General features: G+C 39.6%; 20 protein-coding genes. 15 read left to right on the top strand and 5 right to left on the bottom strand.

Translation table 11 applies throughout. The annotated features are described in order from the left end of the window. Window positions 1-332 precede the first annotated feature (332 nt). Entirely contained in the window at window positions 333-1172 is an 840-nt protein-coding gene (locus ATS71_RS04880; RefSeq protein ID WP_058403799.1) for a 23S rRNA (adenine(2030)-N(6))-methyltransferase RlmJ, read from the top strand. A 94-nt stretch (window positions 1173-1266) separates the two neighbouring features. Here the strand turns inward: ATS71_RS04880 and ATS71_RS04875 are convergent, their stop codons facing one another. Further along, a complete protein-coding gene (locus tag ATS71_RS04875) occupies window positions 1267-1833 on the bottom strand; it encodes a PhnA domain-containing protein (protein WP_058403798.1) in 567 nt (188 codons plus the stop codon). 75 nt (window positions 1834-1908) lie between these two features. After that, window positions 1909-2649 carry a transporter substrate-binding domain-containing protein gene (locus ATS71_RS04870; protein WP_235591411.1) on the bottom strand — a complete coding sequence of 247 codons (741 nt, stop codon included), beginning with the start codon at window positions 2647-2649 and terminating at the stop codon, window positions 1909-1911. 161 nt (window positions 2650-2810) lie between these two features. Here ATS71_RS04870 and ATS71_RS04865 point away from each other — a divergent pair, with 161 nt between their 5' ends. The 7 genes from ATS71_RS04865 to ATS71_RS04835 all read left to right on the top strand — a co-directional run bounded on the left by ATS71_RS04865 (window position 2811) and on the right by ATS71_RS04835 (window position 11883). Next, on the top strand, window positions 2811-4076 hold the full coding sequence (locus tag ATS71_RS04865) for an EAL and HDOD domain-containing protein (RefSeq protein ID WP_058403796.1): 1266 nt from the start codon (window positions 2811-2813) through the stop codon (window positions 4074-4076). Between the two features lies 1 nt (window position 4077). Beyond that, a complete protein-coding gene (locus ATS71_RS04860) occupies window positions 4078-4695 on the top strand; it encodes a paraquat-inducible protein A (RefSeq protein WP_058403795.1) in 618 nt (205 codons plus the stop codon). Between the two features lie 68 nt (window positions 4696-4763). Further along, the gene (locus ATS71_RS04855; RefSeq protein ID WP_235591412.1) at window positions 4764-5129 is read left to right on the top strand and encodes a hypothetical protein; all 366 of its coding nucleotides are present in this window, start codon (window positions 4764-4766) and stop codon (window positions 5127-5129) included. Between the two features lie 147 nt (window positions 5130-5276). Next, window positions 5277-6635 (top strand): TolC family protein, encoded by a 1359-nt coding sequence (locus tag ATS71_RS04850; RefSeq protein WP_058403793.1) that lies wholly within the window; start codon window positions 5277-5279, stop codon window positions 6633-6635. Beyond that, entirely contained in the window at window positions 6635-8134 is a 1500-nt protein-coding gene (locus ATS71_RS04845; protein WP_058403792.1) for an efflux RND transporter periplasmic adaptor subunit, read from the top strand. The genes ATS71_RS04850 and ATS71_RS04845 overlap by 1 nt, the downstream gene beginning before the upstream one ends. Beyond that, window positions 8131-11250 (top strand): efflux RND transporter permease subunit, encoded by a 3120-nt coding sequence (locus ATS71_RS04840; RefSeq protein WP_058403791.1) that lies wholly within the window; start codon window positions 8131-8133, stop codon window positions 11248-11250. The genes ATS71_RS04845 and ATS71_RS04840 overlap by 4 nt, the downstream gene beginning before the upstream one ends. A gap of 177 nt (window positions 11251-11427) precedes the next feature. Further along, on the top strand, window positions 11428-11883 hold the full coding sequence (locus ATS71_RS04835) for a hypothetical protein (protein WP_058403790.1): 456 nt from the start codon (window positions 11428-11430) through the stop codon (window positions 11881-11883). A 65-nt stretch (window positions 11884-11948) separates the two neighbouring features. On the opposite strand, the gene ppx is transcribed toward ATS71_RS04835, so the two are convergent. The 3 genes from ppx to ATS71_RS04820 all read right to left on the bottom strand — a co-directional run bounded on the left by ppx (window position 11949) and on the right by ATS71_RS04820 (window position 16118). Continuing rightward, window positions 11949-13436: an exopolyphosphatase gene (gene ppx, locus ATS71_RS04830; protein ID WP_058403789.1), complete on the bottom strand. Its 1488-nt coding sequence runs from the start codon at window positions 13434-13436 to the stop codon at window positions 11949-11951. Next, window positions 13429-15516 carry a polyphosphate kinase 1 gene (gene ppk1 / locus ATS71_RS04825; protein ID WP_058403788.1) on the bottom strand — a complete coding sequence of 696 codons (2088 nt, stop codon included), beginning with the start codon at window positions 15514-15516 and terminating at the stop codon, window positions 13429-13431. The genes ppx and ppk1 overlap by 8 nt, the downstream gene beginning before the upstream one ends. A 95-nt stretch (window positions 15517-15611) precedes the next feature. Beyond that, the gene (locus tag ATS71_RS04820) at window positions 15612-16118 is read right to left on the bottom strand and encodes a glycine cleavage system protein R (RefSeq protein WP_058403787.1); all 507 of its coding nucleotides are present in this window, start codon (window positions 16116-16118) and stop codon (window positions 15612-15614) included. Between the two features lie 364 nt (window positions 16119-16482). Here ATS71_RS04820 and ATS71_RS04815 point away from each other — a divergent pair, with 364 nt between their 5' ends. The 7 genes from ATS71_RS04815 (at window position 16483) to ATS71_RS04785 (ending at window position 25127) form a co-directional block, all read left to right on the top strand. Continuing rightward, a complete protein-coding gene (locus tag ATS71_RS04815; RefSeq protein ID WP_058403786.1) occupies window positions 16483-18717 on the top strand; it encodes an ABC transporter permease subunit in 2235 nt (744 codons plus the stop codon). 15 nt (window positions 18718-18732) lie between these two features. Next, window positions 18733-20382: a phosphate ABC transporter permease PstA gene (gene pstA / locus ATS71_RS04810; RefSeq protein WP_058403785.1), complete on the top strand. Its 1650-nt coding sequence runs from the start codon at window positions 18733-18735 to the stop codon at window positions 20380-20382. Between the two features lie 27 nt (window positions 20383-20409). Beyond that, window positions 20410-21237, top strand: a complete 828-nt coding sequence (gene pstB, locus ATS71_RS04805) for a phosphate ABC transporter ATP-binding protein PstB (RefSeq protein ID WP_006791197.1) — start codon at window positions 20410-20412, stop codon at window positions 21235-21237. Window positions 21238-21283: 46 nt separating this feature from the next. Then, the gene (gene phoU, locus ATS71_RS04800; RefSeq protein WP_058403784.1) at window positions 21284-21985 is read left to right on the top strand and encodes a phosphate signaling complex protein PhoU; all 702 of its coding nucleotides are present in this window, start codon (window positions 21284-21286) and stop codon (window positions 21983-21985) included. Between the two features lie 144 nt (window positions 21986-22129). Beyond that, a complete protein-coding gene (locus ATS71_RS04795; RefSeq protein ID WP_058403783.1) occupies window positions 22130-22807 on the top strand; it encodes a TIGR00153 family protein in 678 nt (225 codons plus the stop codon). Between the two features lie 39 nt (window positions 22808-22846). Further along, on the top strand, window positions 22847-24115 hold the full coding sequence (locus ATS71_RS04790) for an inorganic phosphate transporter (protein WP_010556661.1): 1269 nt from the start codon (window positions 22847-22849) through the stop codon (window positions 24113-24115). 82 nt (window positions 24116-24197) lie between these two features. Continuing rightward, complete coding sequence (locus ATS71_RS04785) at window positions 24198-25127, top strand: hydrogen peroxide-inducible genes activator (RefSeq protein WP_058403782.1); 930 nt, start codon at window positions 24198-24200, stop codon at window positions 25125-25127. Window positions 25128-25149: the final 22 nt, after the last annotated feature.

The raw sequence follows: 25149 nt of genomic DNA, 5'->3' as shown, positions 1-25149 counted from the left end.
CAACGTGCTTTTTTGTTCAGAAACGGTTCATTTAAGCGCCCCTTATCCGAGGCGTTATTGGACTTTGCGAATTGAAATTTGTTTAAATTAGGGGCTATTTAATCGTGGCGCGAGGTTTGTAACCCAGTGGACTCGATAACTGCTCCTGCGTTACTCTCTGAGTTACATTCATGTAAGAATAACCACACTATGTAGGTTCTACCTTGCCTGAAAATCCAATAAGCTGCTGAAAGTTTTACCTTGGAAGGTTAACAGACCCTAGTGCAAGTTGCTAAAGCCCAGTGCTTATGGTTCACTTGCGATATTAAATTGCGTATGGCGAAAATAAAATAATGCTTAGTTACAGACACTCATTTCATGCGGGTAATCCGGCCGATGTTCTTAAACACCTTGTGTTGGCTCAGGTCCTTAAATATCAAACAATTAAAGATAAGCCGCTTGATTACATTGATACGCATTCTGGCGCCGGTTTTTTTGAACTTGCTGCAGCTGATGCCCAAAAAACGCAAGAGTACCAAGACGGTATTGAAAAGTTGTGGACTCACACAAGCCAGCATGAAGCACTTAACGAATACATTGAGCTAATTAAATCGTTCAATAATACGAGTGACCTCGATTTTTATCCGGGCTCGCCAAAAATTGCTGAACATTATTTACGCCGCCAAGATAAAGGCTGGTTTTTTGAATTGCACCCGCGAGACTTATTGCTTTTAGAGGATAATATGCAGGGTAAGCGTTCTATTCGAGTGCGCGGCGAAAACGGGTTTACCGGTTTAGTTGGGTTATTGCCACCTGCATCACGCAGGGCATGTGTATTAATCGACCCGCCATACGAAGTAAAAGATGATTATGAGTGCGTTGTAAAAACATTAGTTAAAGCGCATCAACGATTTGCAACGGGTACATACATGATTTGGTATCCGGTTGTTGACCGAGAGCGCATTAACAACATGGAGCAGGGTTTAATTGACTCCGGTATGCGAAATATTCAGTTATTCGAGCTGGGAACAGAGGCCGATACTGACGTCCATGGTATGACTGCATCCGGTATGATAGTGATTAATCCGCCATGGAAGCTTAAACAAACTATGGATGCGGTATTACCTGAGTTAGTTTCGTTACTAAGTAAACCAAGCGGCTTTTATAGGTGCGAGCAACTCGTCGACGAATAACGACTATTCATAAAAATGCCCAGCATTGCTGGGCATTTTTGTACTACTGTATTACTTTCGGTTAAAAGCGAAAATAGTGTGAATTATTTTGCACTTACTTTTTTACAAATTTAGTAAGAATCACAATTCGCTGGCCACCAACACGCCCTTCAATGTGCTCTGGGTTACTGGTTAAACCAATATTGCGTACCGCAGTGCCGCGTTTTGCTGTAAGACTACTGCCTTTTACATCCAAGTCTTTTATGAGTGTCACGGTATCGCCAGCTTGAAGAACCACGCCATTACTATCGATATGCTTAACGTCGTCATCTTCTGCAAGTGCTTTTTTAGCCCAAGCCAAGGTCTCTTCTTCAAGGTATATCATGTCTAGAGCGTCTTGTGCCCAGCCATTATCTGGCGCTAAGCGAGATAGCATTCTATACGCAACAACTTGAACTGCAGGTGTTTGGCTCCACATGCTGTCGTTTAAACAGTGCCAATGTGTTGGCGTTATATCGACTGTGTTTTCAATTTGTTCTTTGCATGCTTGGCAAGTGTAAATGCATTTATCTGAATGGGTATCCGTAATCGGCGGAACTTCATAAACAGATAAGTCATTAGTAGCTGTACATAATTCACATTGGTTATTGCTGCGTTCAATTAAAGCTTTTTCAATACTCATAGGGACTACTTTTTTGGTCGAGTTGATATTTTTGCGTAGTATAACTCAGCACAATGAGTGTGTGTTATAAATCCCTTAATTTTGTGTGGGTATATCTTGCATGTATTTTTTAGCTGCATTTGTTATGTAGCCGTTGCCATGTAGATTTTTTATTGTTTTATTAATAACCGGTAATAAGTGTTTGTGTTTACTCAATAAGCGAATTCTTAAAAAGCCATGAGAATATTGAGCACCAAAACCCATACTCAAATTTAGCTGTTGTGACCAATATAAGGCAGGTAGTTTACTTATAATGGCAACATCGACTCTTTTACGAACAAGCGCTTCCATGAGTTCTTTTTCTGAGGGGAAATCCACTCGATTAAATGAATCATCACTATGGTAATAATACCCTAATACGGTGCCTACATTTTTACCTGTTAGATTTGAGATGTTTTTCCATTTGCTTGAGTTTTCGGGCAAGGTTACAAGCATTTCGGTGACCGTAATTAAAGGGTCTGAAAACACATACATGGTGTTATTGCGCTCGCTTTGGGGTAACCAATTAAGCGAAATAACATCAAAGTCTATAATGCCTTCATTAAGATATTTGGTGATTCGTTTTGTAGGTAGAGGTTCGTGATAAGCAGATATGTTGGCATCAACAAGGACTTTTTCAATGATTTCAGGTAATACGCCAGGGTGATCTGGGTTATTTGTGTAATAAGGGTAGTGACTCCCAGATGAGCTAATATTGTATTTTAACGTATTCTGTTTTTCTGTTGCCAAAGTAAAAAGCGAGCATATTGCACAGCACGTTATTAGTAACCATTTCAAACAAGTCAAACTTCCTCCTTCGCTAAGAAATTTTTACTAGTTTTATTTACTTTGCATAGTATTGCAACGATTAAGATATTTTTACTATACTTTTAGTATCCAACATAGATTAGACTCAAAGGAGTAAGCTTAATCTTATATAACCTTATAGGCGAATTATATTGAACGTGTCTGATACTCCATCGCTAACACCTACTTTGACACAATATGTTGCTCGGCAACCAATATTTAATGCCGAAAAAGCAGTGTTTGCTTACGAGCTACTTTACCGAAACTCAGCAAATAATGCGTTTCCTGTCGGTACGAGTGATGAGCACGCAACCAGCCGTTTGTTTTTTAATACGCTGATGCTGGTTGGCGCAGAAAAGCTCACTGCCCACCAACTTGCTTTTGTGAATCTTTCTACAGATGCCTTGTTAGATGAATTTCCTAAATTATTAAACCCAGAGCATACTGTCATTGAGATTGTAGAGCGTACGGTAAATATTGCAGCGGTTGCCAGTCGTATTAGAACACTAAAAGGTCAGGGCTATGTATTTGCACTGGACGATTATGACGGCGATGAAAAATGGGACCCGCTACTCGTCCTTGTTAGCTACATAAAAATTGAAGCTGAAGAGCCTATTATTAAAACTAACATGCGGGTTAAAAAGTTAAAACGTAGCTACCCTCATTGCAAAATAATTGTAGAGCGAATAGAAACCTACGATCAGTTTATAAACTTACGCGACGCAGGGTGTGATTATTTTCAGGGGTTCTTTTTTGCTCGCCCAGAAATGCTCACTTACAGTGGAGTCGACCCTTCAAAAGTTACCGTTTTCGAACTTCTTAAAGCAATAGCAAAAGAATCGTTATGCTTTGAAGAAATTCATCAGCGTGTAGCTAAAGATGTAGGAATAACGGCGCGAATTTTACGTTTGGCAAATGCGCGCTCTGGTAATAGTAATTTAGTTATCACGTCTATATCGCAAGCTGTTGTTTATTTGGGTGAGGACGTAATTCGCCAATTTGTGCGCGTGTTAGCTGTTAGCGATTTAGGAATAGATAAACCCACAGAGTTAACTAAATTTGCTCTTGTACGCGCTCGGTTAATGGAACTTATATTAACAGAAACAAACAAAAATTTATCTCAGCAAGGTTACTTGGTGGGGTTGTTTTCGATGCTTGATGCAATATTAGATATTGAGCTAGCAACTATTGTAAAAGAGTTTACGCTTGATAAAAGCATAACGGATGCTTTGCTTAAGCAAACAGGTTTGTTAGGTGATTGCTTATTGCTTACAAAAGCGATTGAAACTAAAAATTGGCCAATGGTTGAAACACAACTTAAGCTGGTTAACCCAGAGATAGAAATAGAAAAAGTATACAGTTTTATATTAGAGTCAATGCTTTATAGTGATGATGTAATAGAAGTTATGAGCGAATAAGATGCGTAATTTTTTATCTGTTGTAAGTGTTGTTATTGCTTTATGTTTGTTATTTCCGGGTATTACAAAACCAGTGCTAACAATTGAGGGAAATATTGATAAATCAAAACTTGCTCAAGCAGGTATTGAAATGTTAGCGGAAGAAGGCGATGGCCGAACGCGCAGTATGCTAATGATGTTTTCAAACATGTTGGGGCTAGATAAGTTAGAAGGCGAGATTAGCGCCTATAGCAAAACGCAAAGTATTTACGGCACTATTAAAGACCTAGCAAATAATAATAATTTGTTTGTTGCTATCTTGGTTGGTCTTTTTTCAGTGGTGGTGCCAAGCCTAAAGTTATTATTACAGCTACTGTATTGCTGCTTACCAGTGAATAAGCTTAAGCAAGTTTGTGGCAATATTGTGTGTGCGCTCAGCAAATGGAGTATGGTTGATGTATTTGTAATAGCGTTAATTGTTACGTATTTAGCAGGCAATGCACATGCTAAAAGTGGTGAATTGCTTGTTATGAATGCACAGTTTGGTGAAGGGTTTTGGTACTTTAGTGCCTATTGTCTATTTGCAGTTACTGCCAGCTATTTAATTAAAACTCAAACCAAACTACATAACACGCCCTAAATTATTTGTAGTCGTTTATAAGTTACTTTAAACTCTCTTTTTTTGATTGGGGTATCATTTTGCAACGCATGTACACTATTTTACTTACGCTTACTTTACTGCTCACGTTTGTGGGTCAGTCTTTTGCGTCTGTAGCAAGTGAATGTGAAATGCCTCATCAGTCTAATGCTCACGTTAATATGCACTTGGGTAATAGCAGCGAAGGGAATAACAGCGCTCACCATACCATGATGCAAATGGATTGCTGCGATGACGAGGCGACGGCTCAAAACGAATGCAGTTGCCCCGTTAATGGCTGTACCGCTAACTCAATGCTTAATGTTGATATTTTATTGGTTACTGCAGTTATTATTACTGAAAAAGTGAATACGCCCGAATTAAGTGCTCAAACAACCTCTCCCAAATCACTTTACCGCCCTCCTATGTTTGCTTAAATAGCAGGATAGGTGTGTCTAAATTTTATGAACCTCTAGCTGACTTTGACCCTTTGAAAACGTGATTAGTTTTCGTATTCGGTGCGGCTGATATAAACACCTTTCTTGCCAATTTAAATTTTTATTAATTTTTAAATGGAGCAAGCGATGAATTACGCTTTGAAAATAAACGCAGTGCTATGTTGTTTGACTTTGTTCAGCAGTGCGGCGAATACCCAAGAAGAAAACACGACAGGCGCAACGGATAAGTATAACTCACAGAGAACGCTAAACTTATCTCACGCCCTTAGTTATGCACTTGCAAATGATCCGTGGTTATCTGCAAGCCGCCACCAAGAGCAAGCCGTTATGGCGCAGAGTATTATGGCGGGCACTTTACCCGACCCAACACTCACGCTTGGTCTGATGAACTTACCAACAAATGGTTATGCGTTTGATCAAGAAGGGATGACTCAATTTAAGGTAAGTGTAAGTCAAAAGTTTAGCCGCGGTGATAGCCTAGCACTCAAGCAAACGTCACTTTTACAGTCATCGCAGCAATACCCATGGCAGCGAGCTGATAGGTTAGCTCAGGTAAAAGCGATAGTTACCGAGTTTTGGCTAAATGCTTATAGGGCACAGCGCAGTATTAACTTAATAGAGAAAGACAGAGAGTTATTTACTCAGCTTATTCAAATAACTGAGGCCAGCTACGCAAGTACACAGGGTAAGACACGCCAGCAAGATATTATTCGGGCTCAGTTAGAGCTTACCCGCTTAGAAGATAAGCTACTCACACTTGAGCAACAACTTCACAGTGCTAAAAATCGGCTAGCGCAATGGTTGCCCATAACAATGTTAGAAAAACCTTTAGATGGTAAATTTATAACCCCTCCCGCGCTTACTAATTTTAATACACTTGAATTTGGTCAACTTATACAATTACTTATGGCTCACCCAGCCATTGTAGCCATAGAGCAAAGTGTATTAGCCAAGCAAACACAAGTGCACCTAGCTAAACAAAGCTACCAGCCACAGATAGGGATTAATGTGGGGTATGGCTATCGAGCAGACACACCAATGGGCCAATCAAGGGCCGACTTACTTTCTGTGGGGGTTAGCATTGATCTACCTTTGTTTACAGATAACAGGCAAGACCAACACGTTAAATCGGCTATATCGATTGCGGAGGCGACTAAAACACAAAAAAGAGTCGCTTTGCAAAAACTCAAAGGCATGTATTTTAAAGAATATAGCCAGCTATCTCAGTTACAAAAGCGAAATACACTATATCAAAATACGTTATTAGTACAAATGGCTGAGCAATCACAAGCAACCTTAAATGCTTATACGCGTGATGACGGTGACTTTTCTGATGTAATGCAAGCGCGTATTGGTGAGTTAAATGCCAAAATTGACGCGCTTAATATTCAAGTAGATAAACACATTATTATTGCACGGCTAAATTATTATATAAGCAGCTTAGACTCCCAAGTTATGGGCGAACTAGTAGGGGATTCAGCCTGATGAACGCTAATTTAAAACTATTAATAGCCGCTGTTGTGGGAGCAGGCTTTTGGGCTGGTCTTACGCAAATTACATCTAATGAAAAACCGGCAACTACCGAAAAACACCCCTTGTATTGGGTCGCACCCATGGACAGTAATTATAGGCGTGACGCTCCAGGCCTCTCTCCTATGGGGATGGATTTAGTACCTGTTTACGACGAAGCTAGCAATAGCGAAAGTGAAAAAGGGGTGGTTACTATTTCGCCAGTGGTAATTAATAATTTAGGGGTGAAAACCACAAAAGTGCAGTTAAAAGCACTGCAAAATAATATTAATACACTGGGGTATGTGCAATATAACCAAGATGAAATGACGCATATTCATCCTCGTGTTGAAGGGTGGCTTGAAAATTTATACGTAAAAGCGCAAGGCGATAAAATCAGCGCAGGCGAACCTTTGTATACCTTGTACTCACCGCAGCTGGTTAACGCACAAGAAGAGTTTTTATTGGCAGTAAATAGAAATAACAATGTGCTAATTCGTGCTGCAAAAGCACGATTAGAGTCGTTAAATGTATCTGCTGAATTTATCGAGCGCTTACAAAAAAATAAGCAAATAATGCAAAATATTACCTTTTATGCGCGTCAAAGTGGAATTGTTGATGAGCTGAATGTGCGAGAAGGTTTTTATGTAAAGCCAGGTACATCAATGATGAGCATTGCTCAACTTGATGAGGTATGGGTAGAAGCTGAAATATTTGAGCGCCAATCGTCGCTTATTAGTGTTGGCTTGCCGGTAACCATGACTCTTGATTATTTAAAGGGAAAAGAATGGCAAGGGCAGGTTGATTATATTTATCCTGCGCTCGATGCTCAAAATAGAACACTTCGGGTCAGGCTCCGGTTTGAAAATAAAGACCTTGAGCTAAAACCGAATATGTTTGCCCAGGTAGTTATTAATACAAAGGTGAGTAAGCCTCAGCTTGTAGTACCAAAAGAAGCTGTAATTCGTACGCAACATCAAAACCGTGTAGTTGTCGCATTAGGTGAAGGGCGCTTTAAATCTGTTGAAGTACAAGTAGGGCAAACAAACCTTGATGAAACGGTTATTTTGTCAGGTGTGATGGCAAACGAGAGTGTGGTCACATCTGCACAATTTTTAATAGATTCTGAGTCGAGCAAACGCTCAGACTTTAAGCGAATGGAGATGCCAGCAGCTCATGCTAGTAACGATGTTACCTCTCAAAATGCAACTGTAAATGGCGTTATAAATGCAATAGATGCACAAACGCGAGTTGTAAATATTAGCCGCGAAGCTATTCAAAAATGGAACCGAGGTCCAGCAACAATGAACTTTGTATTAGCATCGCATATAGAGGTTAACTCTCTTGTGAAAGGCCAAACCATTAATTTCACATTTAGCATTATGAATGATGATTTTGTGATCACCGCTTTAAACCATGTTGAAATAATGGATCACTCCTCAATGCAACATATGATGGACGAGGAAGTAAAATGATTGCTGCTGTTATTCGCTGGTCTGTCTATAACCGGTTATTTATATTATTGCTTACATTAATTTTAGTGGGTGGTGGTGTGTTTGCCGTTAAAAATACGGCAGTAGATGCCTTGCCCGATTTATCGGATGTACAAGTTATTGTAAAAACATCGTATCCGGGGCAAGCACCGCAGGTGGTACAAGACCAAGTAACCTTTGTGCTTACTACTGCAATGTTATCGGTACCAGGGGCAAAAACCGTAAGAGGTTTTTCATTTTTTGGCGACTCGTATGTTTATATTATTTTTGACGACAGCACCGATTTATATTGGGCACGTAGCCGAGTGCAAGAATACCTAACACAAGCTGCAAACCGTCTGCCTGAAGGCGCAACGCCAGAACTTGGACCCGATGCATCGGGCGTAGGTTGGATTTATTTATATGCATTGGTTGATAAAACAAATAAGCATGACATAAGTCAGCTAAGAAGCTTACAAGATTGGTTTTTAAAATTTGAATTACAAACCGTACCGGGTGTTTCTGAGGTTGCCTCTGTAGGGGGAATGGTTAAGCAGTATCAAGTAAATGTCGATCCTAATAAGTTACGTGCTTACGGCATTCCGTTGAGCCTTATTCAAACTGCAATAGAGCAAGGAAACCAAGAAACAGGCGCCTCTGTTATTGAAATGGCCGAAGCGGAATATATGGTTACCAGCACAGGTTACATTAAAAGTGTTGCCGATTTAGAGGCCATTCCATTAGGTACTAATGCAAACGGTACTGCTTTGCAGTTACGCGATGTCGCAAATATTCGACTTGGTCCCCAGATGCGGCGTGGCGTAAGTGATCTTAACGGTGAAGGCGAAGCTACCGGTGGCATTGTTGTTATGCGCTATGGTGAAAATGCACAAAAAACCATTGAACTGGTTAAGGCCAAGCTCGAATCGCTCAAAAAGGGACTGCCCGAGGGCGTTGAGATTATTTCCGTTTACGATCGCTCAAACTTAATTAACAACGCAATAAATAATCTGACTAGCAAACTTGTTGAAGAACTTGTTGTTGTAGCGCTTGTGTGTGTTGTGTTTTTGTTTCATGTACGCTCATCTTTAGTCGCTATTATTACTTTACCGCTGGGTATATTAACGGCGTTTATTGTAATGTATTGGCAAGGAATTAACGCTAACATTATGTCTTTGGGCGGGATTGCGATTGCCATAGGGGCCATGACCGATGGCGCCATAGTTATGATTGAAAATATGCATAAGCATATGGAAAAAACACCACTGACTGATCAAAACCGTTGGCAAGTCGTTATTAAAGCGACAAGCGAAGTAGGCCCTGCGCTGTTTTTTAGTTTATTAATTATTACCGTCAGTTTTTTGCCTGTCTTTATTTTAGAGGCGCAAGAAGGGCGAATGTTTTCACCTCTCGCTTACACTAAAACTTATGCTATGGCGGCCTCAGCAGGGGTAGCGATCACCTTAGTGCCTGTATTAATGGGTTATTTTATAAGAGGCAAAGTAATACCTGAAAATAAAAATCCCGTTAACCGGTTGCTTGTAGCAGCTTATCGCCCTTTGCTTAGCTGGGTGCTTAATTACCCAAAAACGACCTTAATATTTGCTTTAGTTATGACCTTGGTAGGTTTTTACCCACTGAACAAAATAGGTAGCGAGTTTATTCCACCACTTGATGAGGGGGATTTAATGTATATGCCCACTACATACCCCAGTATATCAATAGCTAAAGCTCGAGAGGTGTTGCAGCAAACAGATAAATTAATCGCAACCGTGCCGGAGGTTAAAACAGTATTTGGTAAAGTTGGAAGAGCCGAAACAGCCACCGATCCGGCCCCACTAACAATGATTGAAACGTTTATTCAACTCAAACCCAAAGACGAATGGCGAGAGGGAATGACGCTTGAAAAGCTCAAAGCCGAACTTGATGCATTAGTTACGTTTCCTGGTTTAACTAATGCGTGGGTTATGCCGATTAAAACACGCATAGACATGTTGGCAACCGGTATTAAAACCCCTGTAGGTATTAAAGTGGCAGGTCCGCAGTTAAGTGAAATCCAAAAAATTGGCGAGCAAATAGAAACACTACTTGCTGATATTAAAGGAACCGTCTCTGTTTACTCTGAACGAGTTGCAGGTGGACGCTACGTAAAAATTGATATAAATCGTGAAAAAGCAGCGCGTTATAATTTAAACATAAGCAATATACAGCAAGTTATAGCAACGGCTGTTGGCGGTAAAAATGTAACACAAACAATAGAGGGGCAGGCTCGTTATTCGGTTAACTTACGTTATCCGCAAGTTTTTAGAGATTCACCTGAAGCCCTTATGTTATTACCCATTGTGACGCCGCAGGGGCAGCACATTCTTCTTGGAGATGTTGCCGATGTATTTGTTGAAAATGGCCCCTCTGGCATTAAAAGTGAAAATGCACGTTTAAATGGTTGGGTTTATATTGATATAGATGGCGTAGATATTGGTCGCTATGTTGAAAGCGCGAGAGCCGTGCTAAATGAACGCTTGATATTGCCTTCAGGGTATTCTATTTCATGGGCTGGGCAGTATGAATATATGCAACGTGCAAAAGAGAAGCTCACCTACGTAGTGCCTCTTACCTTGGCCATTATTGTTGTGCTGCTCTATCTTAATTTTAAAAGCTTTGCTGAGGTAACTATTATTATGTGCACACTGCCATTGGCTATGATAGGGGGTGTATGGCTCATGTACCTTGAAGGCTTTAACTTTTCAGTCGCCGTAGGGGTCGGTTTTATTGCACTGGCTGGTGTCGCGGTAGAGATTGGGGTGATTATGCTGGTTTACTTAAATCAGGCATATCAAAACATGTGCTTAACAGCTAAGCGAGCTGATAAAGCACTTTCGTTAGCTCAGTTACAGCAAGCAATTATTGAAGGTGCCGGCTTACGTGTACGCCCTGTAATGATGACGGTGGCTACTATTGTTATTGGTTTATTACCTGTGCTTTATGGAACGGGTACCGGTAGTGAAGTAATGAGCCGAATTGCAGCGCCTATGGTGGGTGGAATGGCGAGCGCGATAGTATTGACCTTATTGGTTATTCCTGCGGTTTACTTATTATGGAGAAAAAAGGCTATTAAGTAACAGTGATAGGGTAATGACTTATCATTGCCCTATAAAAATTACCTATCGTTTGTAAGTTATTCTACTAATTTACATTTTAATTTGTCTATAAGGTTTAACCCATTGTTTTAAAGTGTATTTTTTGTTGGCATGATTCAAGCACCCGTAACTTATCAGTTAACTAAGTAAGGAATGCACATGCAAGTTAAAACAATTAAAGAGGTATACGACTGGACTGTATTATTTCATACGCAAATGGCGGCTAATTTTTATAGCGTGAAACCAATACTTGATGAGCGTAATGCCATGCTGGTGGATTATTACCTTAATTACGAAAAAAAACTCGCTGAAGATTTAGTGGGGTTTAAAGCGATTACCGAAATTAACACGCTCGACACATTTTGCTATGAGTACTTCGCCAGCAACCCTGAACTTATTACGTTTAACGATATCAGCAAAGATAAACAGTTAGATGAAAAAGCAATTCAAAATTACTTATCGGGCCAGCATCAAAAAGTGATTGCGCTTTACGGTTACCTGCTTGAACGTTCAGAAACGGAACATGCTCAAGAGAAGCTAGCGCAGCTACTAGAGCTTGAAAAGCAAGGGCTTAAACAAATGATGCAAAGTACAAATCGTCATATGGATATGTAGTTACATCAGGGGAAGTAAAAACAAGCAGGGTATAAATGCCCTGCCATACACTTTTTTAAATTCTATTATGAGCAGCTAAGACTTATTCCGACCTTTTTTAAATAACGTTGTTCTAGTGCTAAGTCAGCGTCTAGCAATGTATGTTCTTGCAAATAGTTATCATGAAACTTAATGAAAAGCCCCGTGCTATTGGCGCTAATATCCATATTAGGCTGCTGGCTTGTTTGTCGCTTTTGATTAAATAAAATGGCTAATCGCAAAATAGTAACAAGCTTAATGACATGTTGCTGTGCGATAGTTGTAAACTCTGGTAGTTCATCTAATTTAATTTTTTTACGGTAAAATCGAATTAGCGAACTTAAAATGAGCTGTTCCTGCTGAGTAAAACCAGGAAGTTGACTGTTTGCCACAATATAGGCACTATGCTTATTAATTCCTGAAGAGTTTATAGATAATCCAATCTCATGTAATTTTGCCGCCCAGATTAAAAGTGCTGTGTCGTCATTATCATTAAGTTGCCATGCCTTACCAACTCGCTCGTAAATCCAAAGTGCTGTGTTTGCAACCTGCAAAGCATGCGGTTTATCAACTGTATATCGTTCACTTAAGTTATTAATTGTGTTGCTACGAATATCTTTATCAGCCAGCTTCTGCTGCATTTCCTGAAGTAATCCCTCTCTTAAAGAGAAGTCACTATACGTAAGTTCGCTAATCGAAAATTCTTTAAAAACAGCAATAAGAATGGCAAGCCCTCCACATAGGCTTTGCTGACGCTCAGGGGTTAACCCTTCAATACAGATATTATCGATGTGTTTAGCAGCAATACATTGTTGTTTAAGAGTAAGTAAATCCTCAATATTTATAAATGATTGTTGTGGATTTTGTGCATTCACCATGGTTAATATTGACTTTATAGTGCCCGACGTACCAATTACATTTTGCCAACCCTCGCGAATGTAGTTAGCATAAATAACTTCGATTTCTTGTTCTGCTTTTGTTTCAGCTCGATTAAAGCGCTTGGCTGTAATAGCTCCGTCACTAAAAAATTGTTTTGTGTAGCTAACACAACCCATATTTCGACTAGTAAGCAGCTTATGCTTAAAGTGTTTGCCAATAATAAGTTCGGTACTGCCTCCGCCAATATCGATAATAAGGCGGTTTTCTTCATTATGAATATAATGAGCCACACCCTGATAAATAAGCCTAGCTTCTTCTTGCCCGGGGATCACGTCAATATGAAATGGAAAAACGTTACTTGCTTGGGTTAAAAAGGCATGAATATTTTTAGCGCGCCTAAAAGTGTAAGTCGCAGCTACTTTTACATTACTAGGAGGGAAGTCTTCAAGTGTATTTGCAAACTGTTTAAGTACACGTAGCGCACGGTCTATCGCATCTTGGTTTAGCCTTAATTTATCGTCTAGGCCATCAGCTAAATAAACACGTTGTTTCTCTTTATGCAAAATTTGCAATGTGCCATCCACTTCGCGCGCAACGACCAAGTGAAAGCTATTCGAACCTAGATCGACGGCTGCTATTGATGGATGATTATTCATTATTATAGTTACTTTCCCATTTTTTTAGGTGGTCGTAAATTGCAATCTGTGAGCGAATTTTTCTTCTGTTACCGCGCCTAACATAGGTGTTTTTTTGCTCGCTATCGATTAGCCGAGCTTTGGTACGGTCTTTAAATTGTAGCTCTAAAATATCGATAATGAGTTGTTTTAATTTATCATTTAAAATTGGCACGCCTACTTCAACACGTTGATCAAGGTTACGTGTCATCCAGTCGGCAGACGAAATATATACTTTATCGTCACCGTTATTACCAAACACCATGACTCTAGGGTGCTCTAAAAAGCGATCAACAATACTGATCACCTTTATGTTTTCGCTGAAGCGAGGCACCCCAGATATTAATGAGCACATACCCCGTACAATAATTCGAATCTTTACACCACGACGACCAGCATAATAAAGCTTATCTACAAGTTGCTTATCAACTAAGTTATTTACTTTAATTGTTATTCTTCCTGCAAAACCATCTTCAACATGCTTTATTTCTTTATCAATCAGATCAAGTAATGTGTCGCGGGCATTGACAGGGGAGATCATTAAATATTCAAAATTAAAGGGTTTATAGCTGCTTTCTATAAATTTAAATACGCTATCGCACTCTTCACAAATGCCGTTATGCTTAGTGAAAAGGCTAAAGTCGGTATAAATTTTAGCTGTTTTTTCATGAAAGTTTCCGGTACCAATATGAGCATATTTAACTATTTTGTTTTTTTCTTTACGGTGAATAACACACAGTTTGCTATGTACTTTTAGTGCAGGTATACCAAAAATAACTTTTATTCCCGCGCTGCTCAGTACTTTAGCCCATTCAATATTGTTCTGTTCATCAAAGCGTGCTTTGAGCTCAACCATTACGGTCACGCTTTTGTCGTTTTTAGCGGCATTAATGAGTAAAGAAATAAGCCGGGACTTGCTCGCAACACGATAAATATTTACTTTTATTTGCGTTACCATAGGATCAAATGCGGCTTGGCGAACATATTCTAATAAATGATTAAACGTGTGGTATGGGTAGTAAAGTAATATATCCTGCTCGCTTATTGCGTCAAATACACTGCTATGTTTATTAAAAGCAGTACTTTGTATCGCTGGGAGTGGTTTGTTTTCAAGGTATTGGCGACCGACATTAGGAAAAGCAATAAAATCTCTAAAGTTGCGGTAGCGACCTGCAGGTATCAACGCATCATGATGACTCACATTTAAACGTTTTTTCATCACTTTTAACATACTTTCGGGCATGCTTTCGTCGTAAACAAGGCGTACAGGCTCTGCATAAATACGTTGCTTGAGTCCTTTCGACATTTTATCTAGCAGGCCCTCTTCTAGTTCGTCGTCTAAGTTGTATTCGGCATCTCTGGTGAGTTTTATTGCATGACCTTGAATTTTATCAAAATGAAAAAAGTTACTAAAAACATCATTTAAAAAGTATGAAATAACATCATCAAGCATGACAATAGTTTTACGACGACGTGTTTTTTCAGGCGGTAATATAATAAAACGAGGAACACGGTCTGTGGGTACTTCAAGCATAGCGTAGTGGCTTTTTTCGTCACTCATTTCAATAAACAAGTAGGTCATGGTGTCGTTTATGTAATCGGAGTAATCTTTATTTTCATTAAGTAAAATAGGCGATATATGCTGTAAAACTGTGTCATGAAAATACGTTTTTAGCCAATTGAGGTGAAACTCTGTTAATTTTTCGGGGCGGTCAACATGGATATTATGAGTGGTTAAATCGTTTAAAATTTGTTGATGTATTAGGTTAAATTTTTTGCCTAGTTGCAATACTTTTTGCTGAATTTGACTTAATAAAGCTTCATCTTCTTCAAAGTTAGCATCGGGGAGTTTGTTTAATAAAATACGGCGTTTAACATCGGCAACACGCACTCTAAAAAATTCATCAAGGTTATTAGAAAATATTCCTAAAAAGCGCATGCGTTCAATTATTGGATTGTTTTTGTCTTTAGCCTCTTGCAGTACGCGCTCGTTAAATGACAGCCAACTAAGCTCTTTGGCAAAGTATTCAATAGTTTGAGTGTGTTCTATGTGGGCATTCATCGTATATTCCATTATCTAACGCTAAATGAAATATAAAACAATTTAATGACATTAAAATGACATGCGTGTCACTTGTATGACACGCAATATAAGAATTACGCTTCTTCTGTATCTACTATCAAGTCGCTGGTTATTGATTCAAGCGCATCAATAACTTCGTCTTTATCCATTCCGTTAGGTAAGGCAACAGTTGCAACAGCGCTAAAAATAGGGACTCCCCAGTTGGGAGCGCTTTGTTGTCTTGAATTTAAATGAGTAATGCTTGCCCCTTTGTGTCGTATTACGCTTGCAAGCTCTTGGACAATACCAGGGCGATCGTTCCCTGTGATAACTAAATTGATTTGTTCACGTGGTGAAGGTTCGATTTCAGTATTGCCAGCTTCAATACGTACTTCAAGTTTTGGTAAAGCGCTCAGCGCATTTTGCAGTTCCTGAAAATGCTCTTCGGCAACTTCTAGCTGAATAATGCCTGCAAAATGACCTAATAAATGGCTAAGATTACTACATAACCAGTTGCCATGATTTTTTAAAACTACCGATGAAATATCTTCTACTAAGCCTGGACGATCCTTTCCTAAAATAGTTATTACCAACTGCTTCATAAATTGTGCCTCTCTTTAGCCTGAAGAATGTAAATGCGTAGGCATTAAATAAAGTTATGTTTTGATGCTATCGCGCTATTATAAATTTATGATTTTATTGTACTAATGATTAATTTAACGTGAATGAAAAAGGTAAGCGCATTCCTTAATTTACCATTTGAGTATTAACCTCGTTAAATGCTTTGTCCAATTATTTTTGTTATTTAGTTTCTCTGTTAAACACCTTATTTTCATCTTAATTAATACAATAATATATGCCACCTTAGATATACCTTTAATTAAAGTGCTTATTATGACCGTTGTAACATTACTGTCATCTTGATGAAATATAATTTATGGAACGTTAAGATTTAAAGGTGTTTTGATGACTTCCAATCCGAATAAACCGTCTTTTAATACGGATCGAAGCCGTCTATTTAAAGACAGGTTTGCCAAATTTGGCATAACCGCCGGTGGAGTAATGGTATTAATAGCGCTGTTGTTAATATTTTTCTACCTTCTTTATGTAGTACAGCCAATTTTTGAGTCGGCTAAAGTTGAAAAGCGCGACAGTTTCACTGTAAGTAACGCAGATCAAATCGTTGGCTTAGGTGTTGAAGAGCAAACCGAAGTTGCTTATTTGCTTAGCCAGCAAGGCCAAGTTGATTTTTACAATGTAGAAAAAGCACGTTTTGGTAAAAAACTTAAAACACTTAATGTTGCTCTTCCAAGTGAAGTAACAAGCTTTGCAACTAGCGCACCGTTTCAAGGCCAATACGCATATGGTTTAGAAAACGGCACTGTGATGGTGGTTGTACCTAAGTTTTTAGTTACCTTTCCAAATAACGAACGTAAATTAACGCCCCGAGTTGATTACCCCCTTGGTGAAATGGCGTTAGAAGTTGACGCTCAAGGCGCTGCAATTAAACGTTTTGCGTTTACTCATTATGAAGATAAAACGGCGGTTGTTGCATTAACCGCAGATAAGCGTGTTTTATTTAGCAGTTTTGTTGCCGAAGAAAACATGTTTACGGGTGAAGTTGAGTGGGTTGTTGAGAGAACAGAGCTTGATATTGAAGGCCGTGTAGATGAGCTTTTAATTTCGCCAGATACAACACGTACGTTTATTCGTTCAGCTAATCAAATTTACGTTTATGACACGCGCGACCCAAGTGAAGTAGAGCAAATTCAATTATTATCAGCTAATGAAGAAAGCGCTAATATAGTGTCGGCTCAGTTACTAGCGGGTGCAAACTCATTAATGCTTGCTAACGATAACGGCGAAGTATCGCAGTGGTTTGAAGTAAACACAGATATTGGCCGTCAGTTTCAAAAAATTCGTGCGTTTGAAACAACTAAACAAAGTAAATTAAATATATTTACAGAATTTTATCGTCGTACTTTTTTCACTACTAGTAGTAACGGTGAGCTGGGTGTTTACTACACAACAAGCGAAGCTAAGTTGTGGCAAGGTAAAGTAAGTGAAGGCGAAATTAAACACTTTGCAATTGCACCGCGCTCAAATGCAGCGTTAATTTTAGCGGATGGCAAGTTAACGGTATTAGAAGTTCACAACGAGCACCCTGAAGTAACCTGGTCTGCGTTATGGCAAGAAGTATGGTACGAAGGTTACCCAGAGCCTGCATATATTTGGCAATCAACTTCTGCAAGTGATGACTTTGAATCTAAGTTTTCGCTTGTACCTATTTCGTTCGGTACAATTAAAGCGGCTTTTTACGCCATGCTATTTGCAGTACCTATTGCGATTTCGTCGGCAATTTACACTGCGTATTTTATGTCGAGTGGGTTACGTAAAGTTGTAAAGCCAACCGTTGAAATAATGGAAGCACTTCCTACTGTTATTTTGGGCTTTTTAGCGGGTCTTTGGTTAGCCCCATTAATTGAAGAGCACTTACCTGCAATTGTTGGCTTACTCATTTTATTACCTGTGGGTATTTTAGGTTCAGCACTTGCTTGGACAAAATTACCAGCGAGTATTCGCCATAAAATACCTGAAGGGTCTCATTCAATTATTTTGATTCCTGTTGTATTAGTGGTTGGTTGGTTATCGTTTGCGATGAGCGAAACAGTAGAGCTGTGGATGTTTGACGGGAATGTACGTCAGTATCTAACAAACGAGTTAGGCATGACATTTGACCAACGTAATTCATTGGTAGTCGGTATAGCAATGGGTTTTGCAGTGGTGCCTACTATCTTCTCTATTGCGGAAGACGCTGTATTTAGCGTACCTAAGCACTTATCAAATGGTTCACTAGCATTGGGTGCAACTCAATGGCAAACACTAGTTCGTGTTGTGCTGTTAACTGCAAGCCCTGGTATATTTTCTGCGGTAATGATGGGCCTTGGCCGTGCCGTGGGCGAAACCATGATTGTACTCATGGCAACAGGTAACACACCGATTATGGACTGGAGTATTTTCCAAGGCATGAGAACGCTGGCGGCTAATATTGCGGTAGAAATGCCTGAATCAGAAGTAGGTAGCTCGCATTACAGAATATTGTTTTTAGCAGCCTTTGTACTATTCATATTCACCTTTGTATTTAACACGTTAGCTGAGTTTGTTCGTCAGCAGTTACGTGAAAAATACAGCTCAATGTAAGTGGAGAGACACGACATGGTAAAGCAGTGGTTTAAGTCTGGTTCTCCTTGGATTTGGATGACCGGCGGTGCAGTGAGCATCAGCTTGATTTCGGTTTTAGGTATATTAGCAATGATAGCCTGGAAGGGATTGAGTTTTTTCTGGCCTTCTCAAGTTGTACAGTTTGAGCTTGAAGGCTCAATTGCAAAGCAAACCGTTATTGGTGAAGTTTACGACCGTGAACTCGTACCTAAAGAGCGTTTGGCAGCAACAGGTGTTGATGTTTCAGCATTTGATAAAGAAGAATTTGAACGCTTACTTATTAAAACAGGTAACCGTGAATACGTAGATTTAGATTTTCGTTGGATACTTGAAACCGACATAAAAGCAAAGTCTACACCCGCTACGCTTGCAGTATTTGAACGTAGCAAAAATGGTAACTTTTACGGCTATGTAGAAAGTGTATTTAAAGATGGTAAACCAGTAGAGGGTGATAAAGTTGATGCTTTATATGACCTTGTTGAGCGTGCTGTAGATTTAAACGATGAAGCATTGGATTTACAAAATGGCGATATAGGTCATATTAACTATGAACTTGAGCGTCTACGTTTAAAAGAGAAAAGCTACCTACTTGACAACCAGTTAACAGATGAACGTGTTGCAGAGCTTGCAAAAATGCGCGCAGAATTACGTGCAGAGTACGGCGAACTTGAAAAAGAGTTATTTGCACTGCGTAAACAGGCTAAGCGCGACCATGTTACGGTAAAAGATATGCGCGGCGAAATAGTCACGATCCCAATGTATCAAGTACTGGATGTGTGGTTTCCGAACGACATGGGCTTTTTTGCAAAGCTAGGTCATTACTTTGGTCAATTAGGCAAGTTTGTATCTGACGATCCACGCGAAGCAAATACTGAAGGGGGTGTATTCCCTGCTATATTTGGTACTGTATTTATGGTTATGTTGATGGCCGTGATAGTTACGCCGTTTGGTGTTGTTGCTGCTATTTACTTGCACGAATACGCGGCTAAAAATGCGGTCACAAAAATGATTCGTATCGCGGTAATCAACTTGGCGGGTGTACCTTCCATTGTTTATGGTGTATTCGGTTTAGGCTTTTTTGTATACATGCTTGGTGGCAGTATTGACCAGTTGTTTTACCCAGAGTCTTCACCAACGCCAGTATTTGGCACACCGGGTGTAATGTGGTCTGCATTAACATTGGCAATACTAACTTTACCCGTTGTTATTGTATCTACGGAAGAAGGTTTATCACGTATTCCAAGCACTGTGCGTGACGGTTCGTTGGCATTGGGTGCAACTAAAGTTGAAACCCTATGGCGTATCGTAATTCCAATGGCAAGCCCTGCAATTATGACGGGTTTAATACTGGCTGTTGCACGTGCAGCAGGCGAAGTTGCGCCACTGATGTTGGTAGGTGTTGTTAAAATGGCACCCACGTTACCACTAGACGGCAACTTTCCGTATTTTCACTTAGACAGAAAGTTCATGCACTTAGGCTTTCATATTTACGATGTTGGCTTCCAAAGCCCGAATGTTGAAGCGGCACGTCCGCTGGTATATGCAACGGCATTTTTACTTGTGTCGGTTATCATTACACTCAATATAACGGCCATTGGTATACGTAACCATTTACGTGAAAAATTCAGATCGCTTGAACACTAATTAGTAAAGATTTAATAGGTAACAAACATGATTACAGTCGCTCCAAAAGTAAACCAAGCCAATTTGGGCATGAAGTTAGATTTAGACAATTTAACAGACGAGCAAAAAGCGTTAGAGATTAAAGATCTCGATCTTTACTATGGTGATAAACAAGCGCTTAGTAAAGTTAATATGAACATTCCAAAAGGCCAAGTAACGGCGTTTATCGGCCCATCTGGTTGTGGTAAATCAACATTACTGCGTTGTATTAACCGAATGAATGACTTAGTTGATATTTGTCGAATTGAAGGTGAAATACTCCTTCATGGGCAAAATATTTACGATAAAAATGTAGATGTTGCGGCGCTTCGCCGTAACGTGGGAATGGTGTTTCAGCGCCCAAATCCATTTCCAAAATCGATTTATGAAAATGTAGTCTATGGTCTACGCTTACAGGGCATTAAAGAAAAGCGTAAGTTAGACGAAGTAGTAGAGCAGTCATTACGTGGCGCAGCTTTATGGGATGAAGTAAAAGATAGATTACACGACAGTGCCTTTGGTTTATCAGGCGGTCAGCAACAGCGTTTAGTGATTGCTCGTTCTATTGCGATAGAGCCTGAGGTTTTATTGTTAGATGAACCAACGTCGGCACTTGATCCAATTTCTACTTTAGTTATTGAAGAGTTAATTAACGATTTAAAGAACAAATTTACCGTTGTTATTGTTACGCATAACATGCAACAAGCAGCGCGAGTATCTGACCAAACAGCCTTTATGTACATGGGTGAGCTGATTGAGTACTCAGATACAAATACCTTATTTACAACACCAACGAAGAAAAAGACTGAAGATTATATTACAGGTCGTTACGGCTAAATAATTAACAGTACTGTGTTGTACAAGATTTAGAGAGAAGGTAATTATGGAACATAATATTAATAAGCATATTTCTGGCCGCTTTAATCAAGAGCTTGAAAATGTTCGTAACCATGTACTAAGCATGGGTGGATTAGTTGAACAGCAACTAAGTAGTGCACTTGATGCGGTAAGCACAAATGATGCAGAACTTGCAGAAAAAGTGCGTCAAAACGACTACAAAGTTAATGCCATGGAAGTGAGTATTGACGAAGAATGTACGCGTATTATTGCGCGTCGCCAGCCCGCGGCAAGCGATTTACGTTTGGTGATTGCTATTGCAAAAACCATTGCTGACTTAGAGCGTATTGGTGATGAAGCTGAGCGTATTGCAAAAGTGGCTCTTGATTCCTTCACTAAAGATCAACAAGATTTGTTGGTGAATATTGAAAATATGGGTCGTCAGGTTCTAAAAATGTTGCATGATGTACTTGATGCGTTTGCACGCATGGATGTGCAACGCGCATTTGAAGTACACAAAGAAGATGCTAAAGTTGATCGCGAATATGAAGCAATAACACGTCAAATTATGACATACATGATGGAAGATCCACGTTCAATTCCAAAAATTATGGATTTAGTTTGGTCAGTGCGTTCATTAGAGCGAATTGGTGACCGCTGTCAGAACATTGCCGAGTACATTATCTACTTTGTAAATGGTAAAGATATTCGCCATATATCACAGGAAGATATTGAAAAATCGCTTTAAAGTTCATTAGCGCATTTTTAACAAAGCGGCTATAGGCCGCTTTGTTTATTTAGCTATAAGTTAAATAATAAAAACCGTTCACAATTGTTGTGAATACTGTAAAATCGCATGCTGCACGCATGTAATTTGATTAAAGGGTCAGTTATGCCTACAAACGCGTTTTTAGGAGTTTTTGCAAAATCTCCTTTCAAACCAATGGAAGATCACATCAAAAAAGTTCATCAAGCGAGTAAAGCTTTGATACCTTTTTTTAATCACGTTTTTAAAGAAGAGTGGACACAAGCAGAAGAGCTTCGTATTACTATTCGTAATTTAGAGCGTGAAGCCGATGACATGAAAAGAGACATACGTTTACAGTTACCACGCGGTTTATTTATGCCGGTAGAACGTACAGATCTGCTCGAATTAGTAACTCAACAAGACAAAATTGCAAATAAAGCAAAAGACATTGCTGGACGTGTAATCGGTCGTGAAATGACCATACCAGCAGTCATGCAAGCTGATTTCTTGGCTTACTTAACTCGTTGTGTAGATGCAACTAAACAAGCATCTAAAGCAATAAACGAGTTAGAAGAGCTATTAGAAACAGGCTTTAAAGGTCGCGAAGTGACCTTAGTAGAAAAAATGCTCGTTGAATTGGATGCAATCGAACAAGACACGGATGACATGCAAATTAAAGTACGCCGCCAACTACGTGAAGTAGAAGGTGAGCTTAACCCTGTAGATGTAATGTTTTTATACAGCATTATTGAATGGGTTGGCGAGCTTGCAGATATTGCAGAGCGCGTAGGATCACGTCTTGAGCTGATGTTAGCTCGTTAATTTAAAATCAGTTCAAACACGAAAGATTAAGGTTATACAATGGATATCATTGCATCTTACGGCACGGTATTAGTTTTAATTGCCGCGGCTGTTGGTTTTTTCATGGCTTATGGTATTGGCGCGAACGACGTTGCGAACGCCATGGGTACATCTGTAGGTTCAAAAGCATTAACAATTAAACAAGCTATTTTAATAGCCATGGTTTTTGAGTTTGCTGGTGCTTATTTAGCAGGGGGTGAAGTTACATCAACTATTCGTAAAGGAATAATTGATGCTGCACCGTTTGCAAACATCCCAGAACTGATGGTACTAGGTATGATTGCCGCATTATTTGCTGCGGGTTCATGGCTATTAATCGCTTCATTCTTAGGTTGGCCAGTATCAACAACTCACTCTATTATTGGTGCAATCATTGGTTTTGCGCTAGTTGCAGTGGGTACAGAAGCAATCCAGTGGAATAAAGTAGGCGGTATTGTGGGAAGCTGGATCATTACACCAGCGATATCCGGCTTTATTGCGTACCTAATATTCATGAGCGCACAAAAGCTTATATTTGATACCGATGCACCATTAAAGAACGCTAAGCGCTACGTACCAATCTACATGGGTTTAGCCGGTTTTATCATGGCTTTAGTTACGATCAAAAAAGGTTTAAAGCATGTTGGTATTAACCTAGGTTCTGTTGAAGGCTACGCGCTTTCAATTGGTGTTGCAGTGGTTGTTGCCATTATTGGTAAAATTGCTATCTCTCGCTTAAACATCGACCCTAAAGCTGACAAGCAAATGCAATTTAATAACGTAGAAAAAGTGTTTGCGGTATTAATGGTACTAACGGCTTGTTGTATGGCATTTGCTCACGGGTCTAACGACGTTGCTAATGCAATTGGTCCACTAGCTGCTGTTGTAAACATTGTTGAAAACAATGGTGAAATTGCTAAGAAAGCAGCGATTGCTTGGTGGATTCTTCCTCTAGGTGGTTTTGGTATTGTTGCAGGTCTTGCTATTTTAGGTAAAAAAGTAATTAAAACAATTGGTGAAGGCATTACACATTTAACGCCTAGCCGTGGTTTTGCTGCAGAACTTGCCGCTGCCTCTACTGTTGTTATTGCATCAGGAACTGGTATGCCAATATCTACTACTCAAACCTTAGTGGGTGCGGTATTAGGTGTAGGTATGGCGCGTGGTATTGGTGCACTTAACATGAGCGTTATCAGAAACATTGTAGTTTCTTGGGTAATAACGTTGCCAGTTGGTGCTGCCCTTGCTATTGTTATCTTCTACGTACTGAGAACCGCATTTGGGGTTTAACAAAAAAGTACTAAAAGACTTTTAGCTTGAAAAGATCTCAATGCCCTAGGTATTGGGGTCTTTTTATTTGTGGAAAGAAAAAATGACCAATCTTCCGAGTATTAAACAGCTTCAGTATTTACTTGCTGTTCATCAGCACCAGCACTTTGGCCGCGCAGCCAGTGCCTGTTTTATTGGCCAGTCGACACTAAGCAGTGCCATTCAAAACCTTGAAGAAACGCTAGGTTGTCAACTTATTGAGCGTGAAAACCGAAGCCTTATGTTTACAAGCATAGGAGAAGAGGTTGTTGAGCGTTCACGAAAAATAATCAATGACACTATCAGCCTAAAAGAGCTTACAAAAAGTTTTTTAACGCCGCTTAGCGGGAAATTAACCGTTGGCGTGATCCCGACTATTGCTAGCTTTATTGCTGCGCCTTTGTATCATTTTTGCCAGCAAACTTTTTGTGAATTAGAGTTGGTATTAATTGAAGATACCAGCGATAAGTTATTGGATAAGTTAGAGCATGGACACATTGATTTAGCGTTATTGGCACTACCGTATGCAACCGATAAGTTTCATACTCAAATTTTAGCGAAAGATCATTTTAGTCTGGTGCACCATAAAGATTATATGCCAGCAAAGGGTGTAGAAGACTTTAATTTATTACCAGATGCCAGTGTGTTTTTGTTAGAGCGAGAGCACTGTATGACGGGTCACGCGCTGAGTGCGTGCCATTTAAACCGCTCTAGTTGTATTAACCCATTTGAAGCGGCAAGCTTGCATACGTTACTCAGTATGGTTGAACACCAGCTCGGGGTGACCTTTTTACCACAAATGGCAATTAATGCCGGTATTTTAGATAATAAACAGATGGTAGCCACGCCTTCACAAAGCGATGCCTATCGCGATATTGGTATTCTCTGGCGAAAAACAACAGGACGTATTCGCGATTTTAAATTGTTTAGCCAGCAGCTTGAGGTGTTTTTACAGCACCAATGTAGTTTAAACTTTAATGAGCCAGACAAATAAAATTAACCGCTATTAAAAAGTT

It is taken from the genome of Pseudoalteromonas sp. H71 (assembly GCF_001468485.1).
In the GTDB taxonomy this organism is placed as follows: domain Bacteria; phylum Pseudomonadota; class Gammaproteobacteria; order Enterobacterales; family Alteromonadaceae; genus Pseudoalteromonas.
The sequence above is the reverse complement of the archived record's forward strand: the minus strand, read 5'-3'. Positions and strand labels throughout refer to the sequence as shown.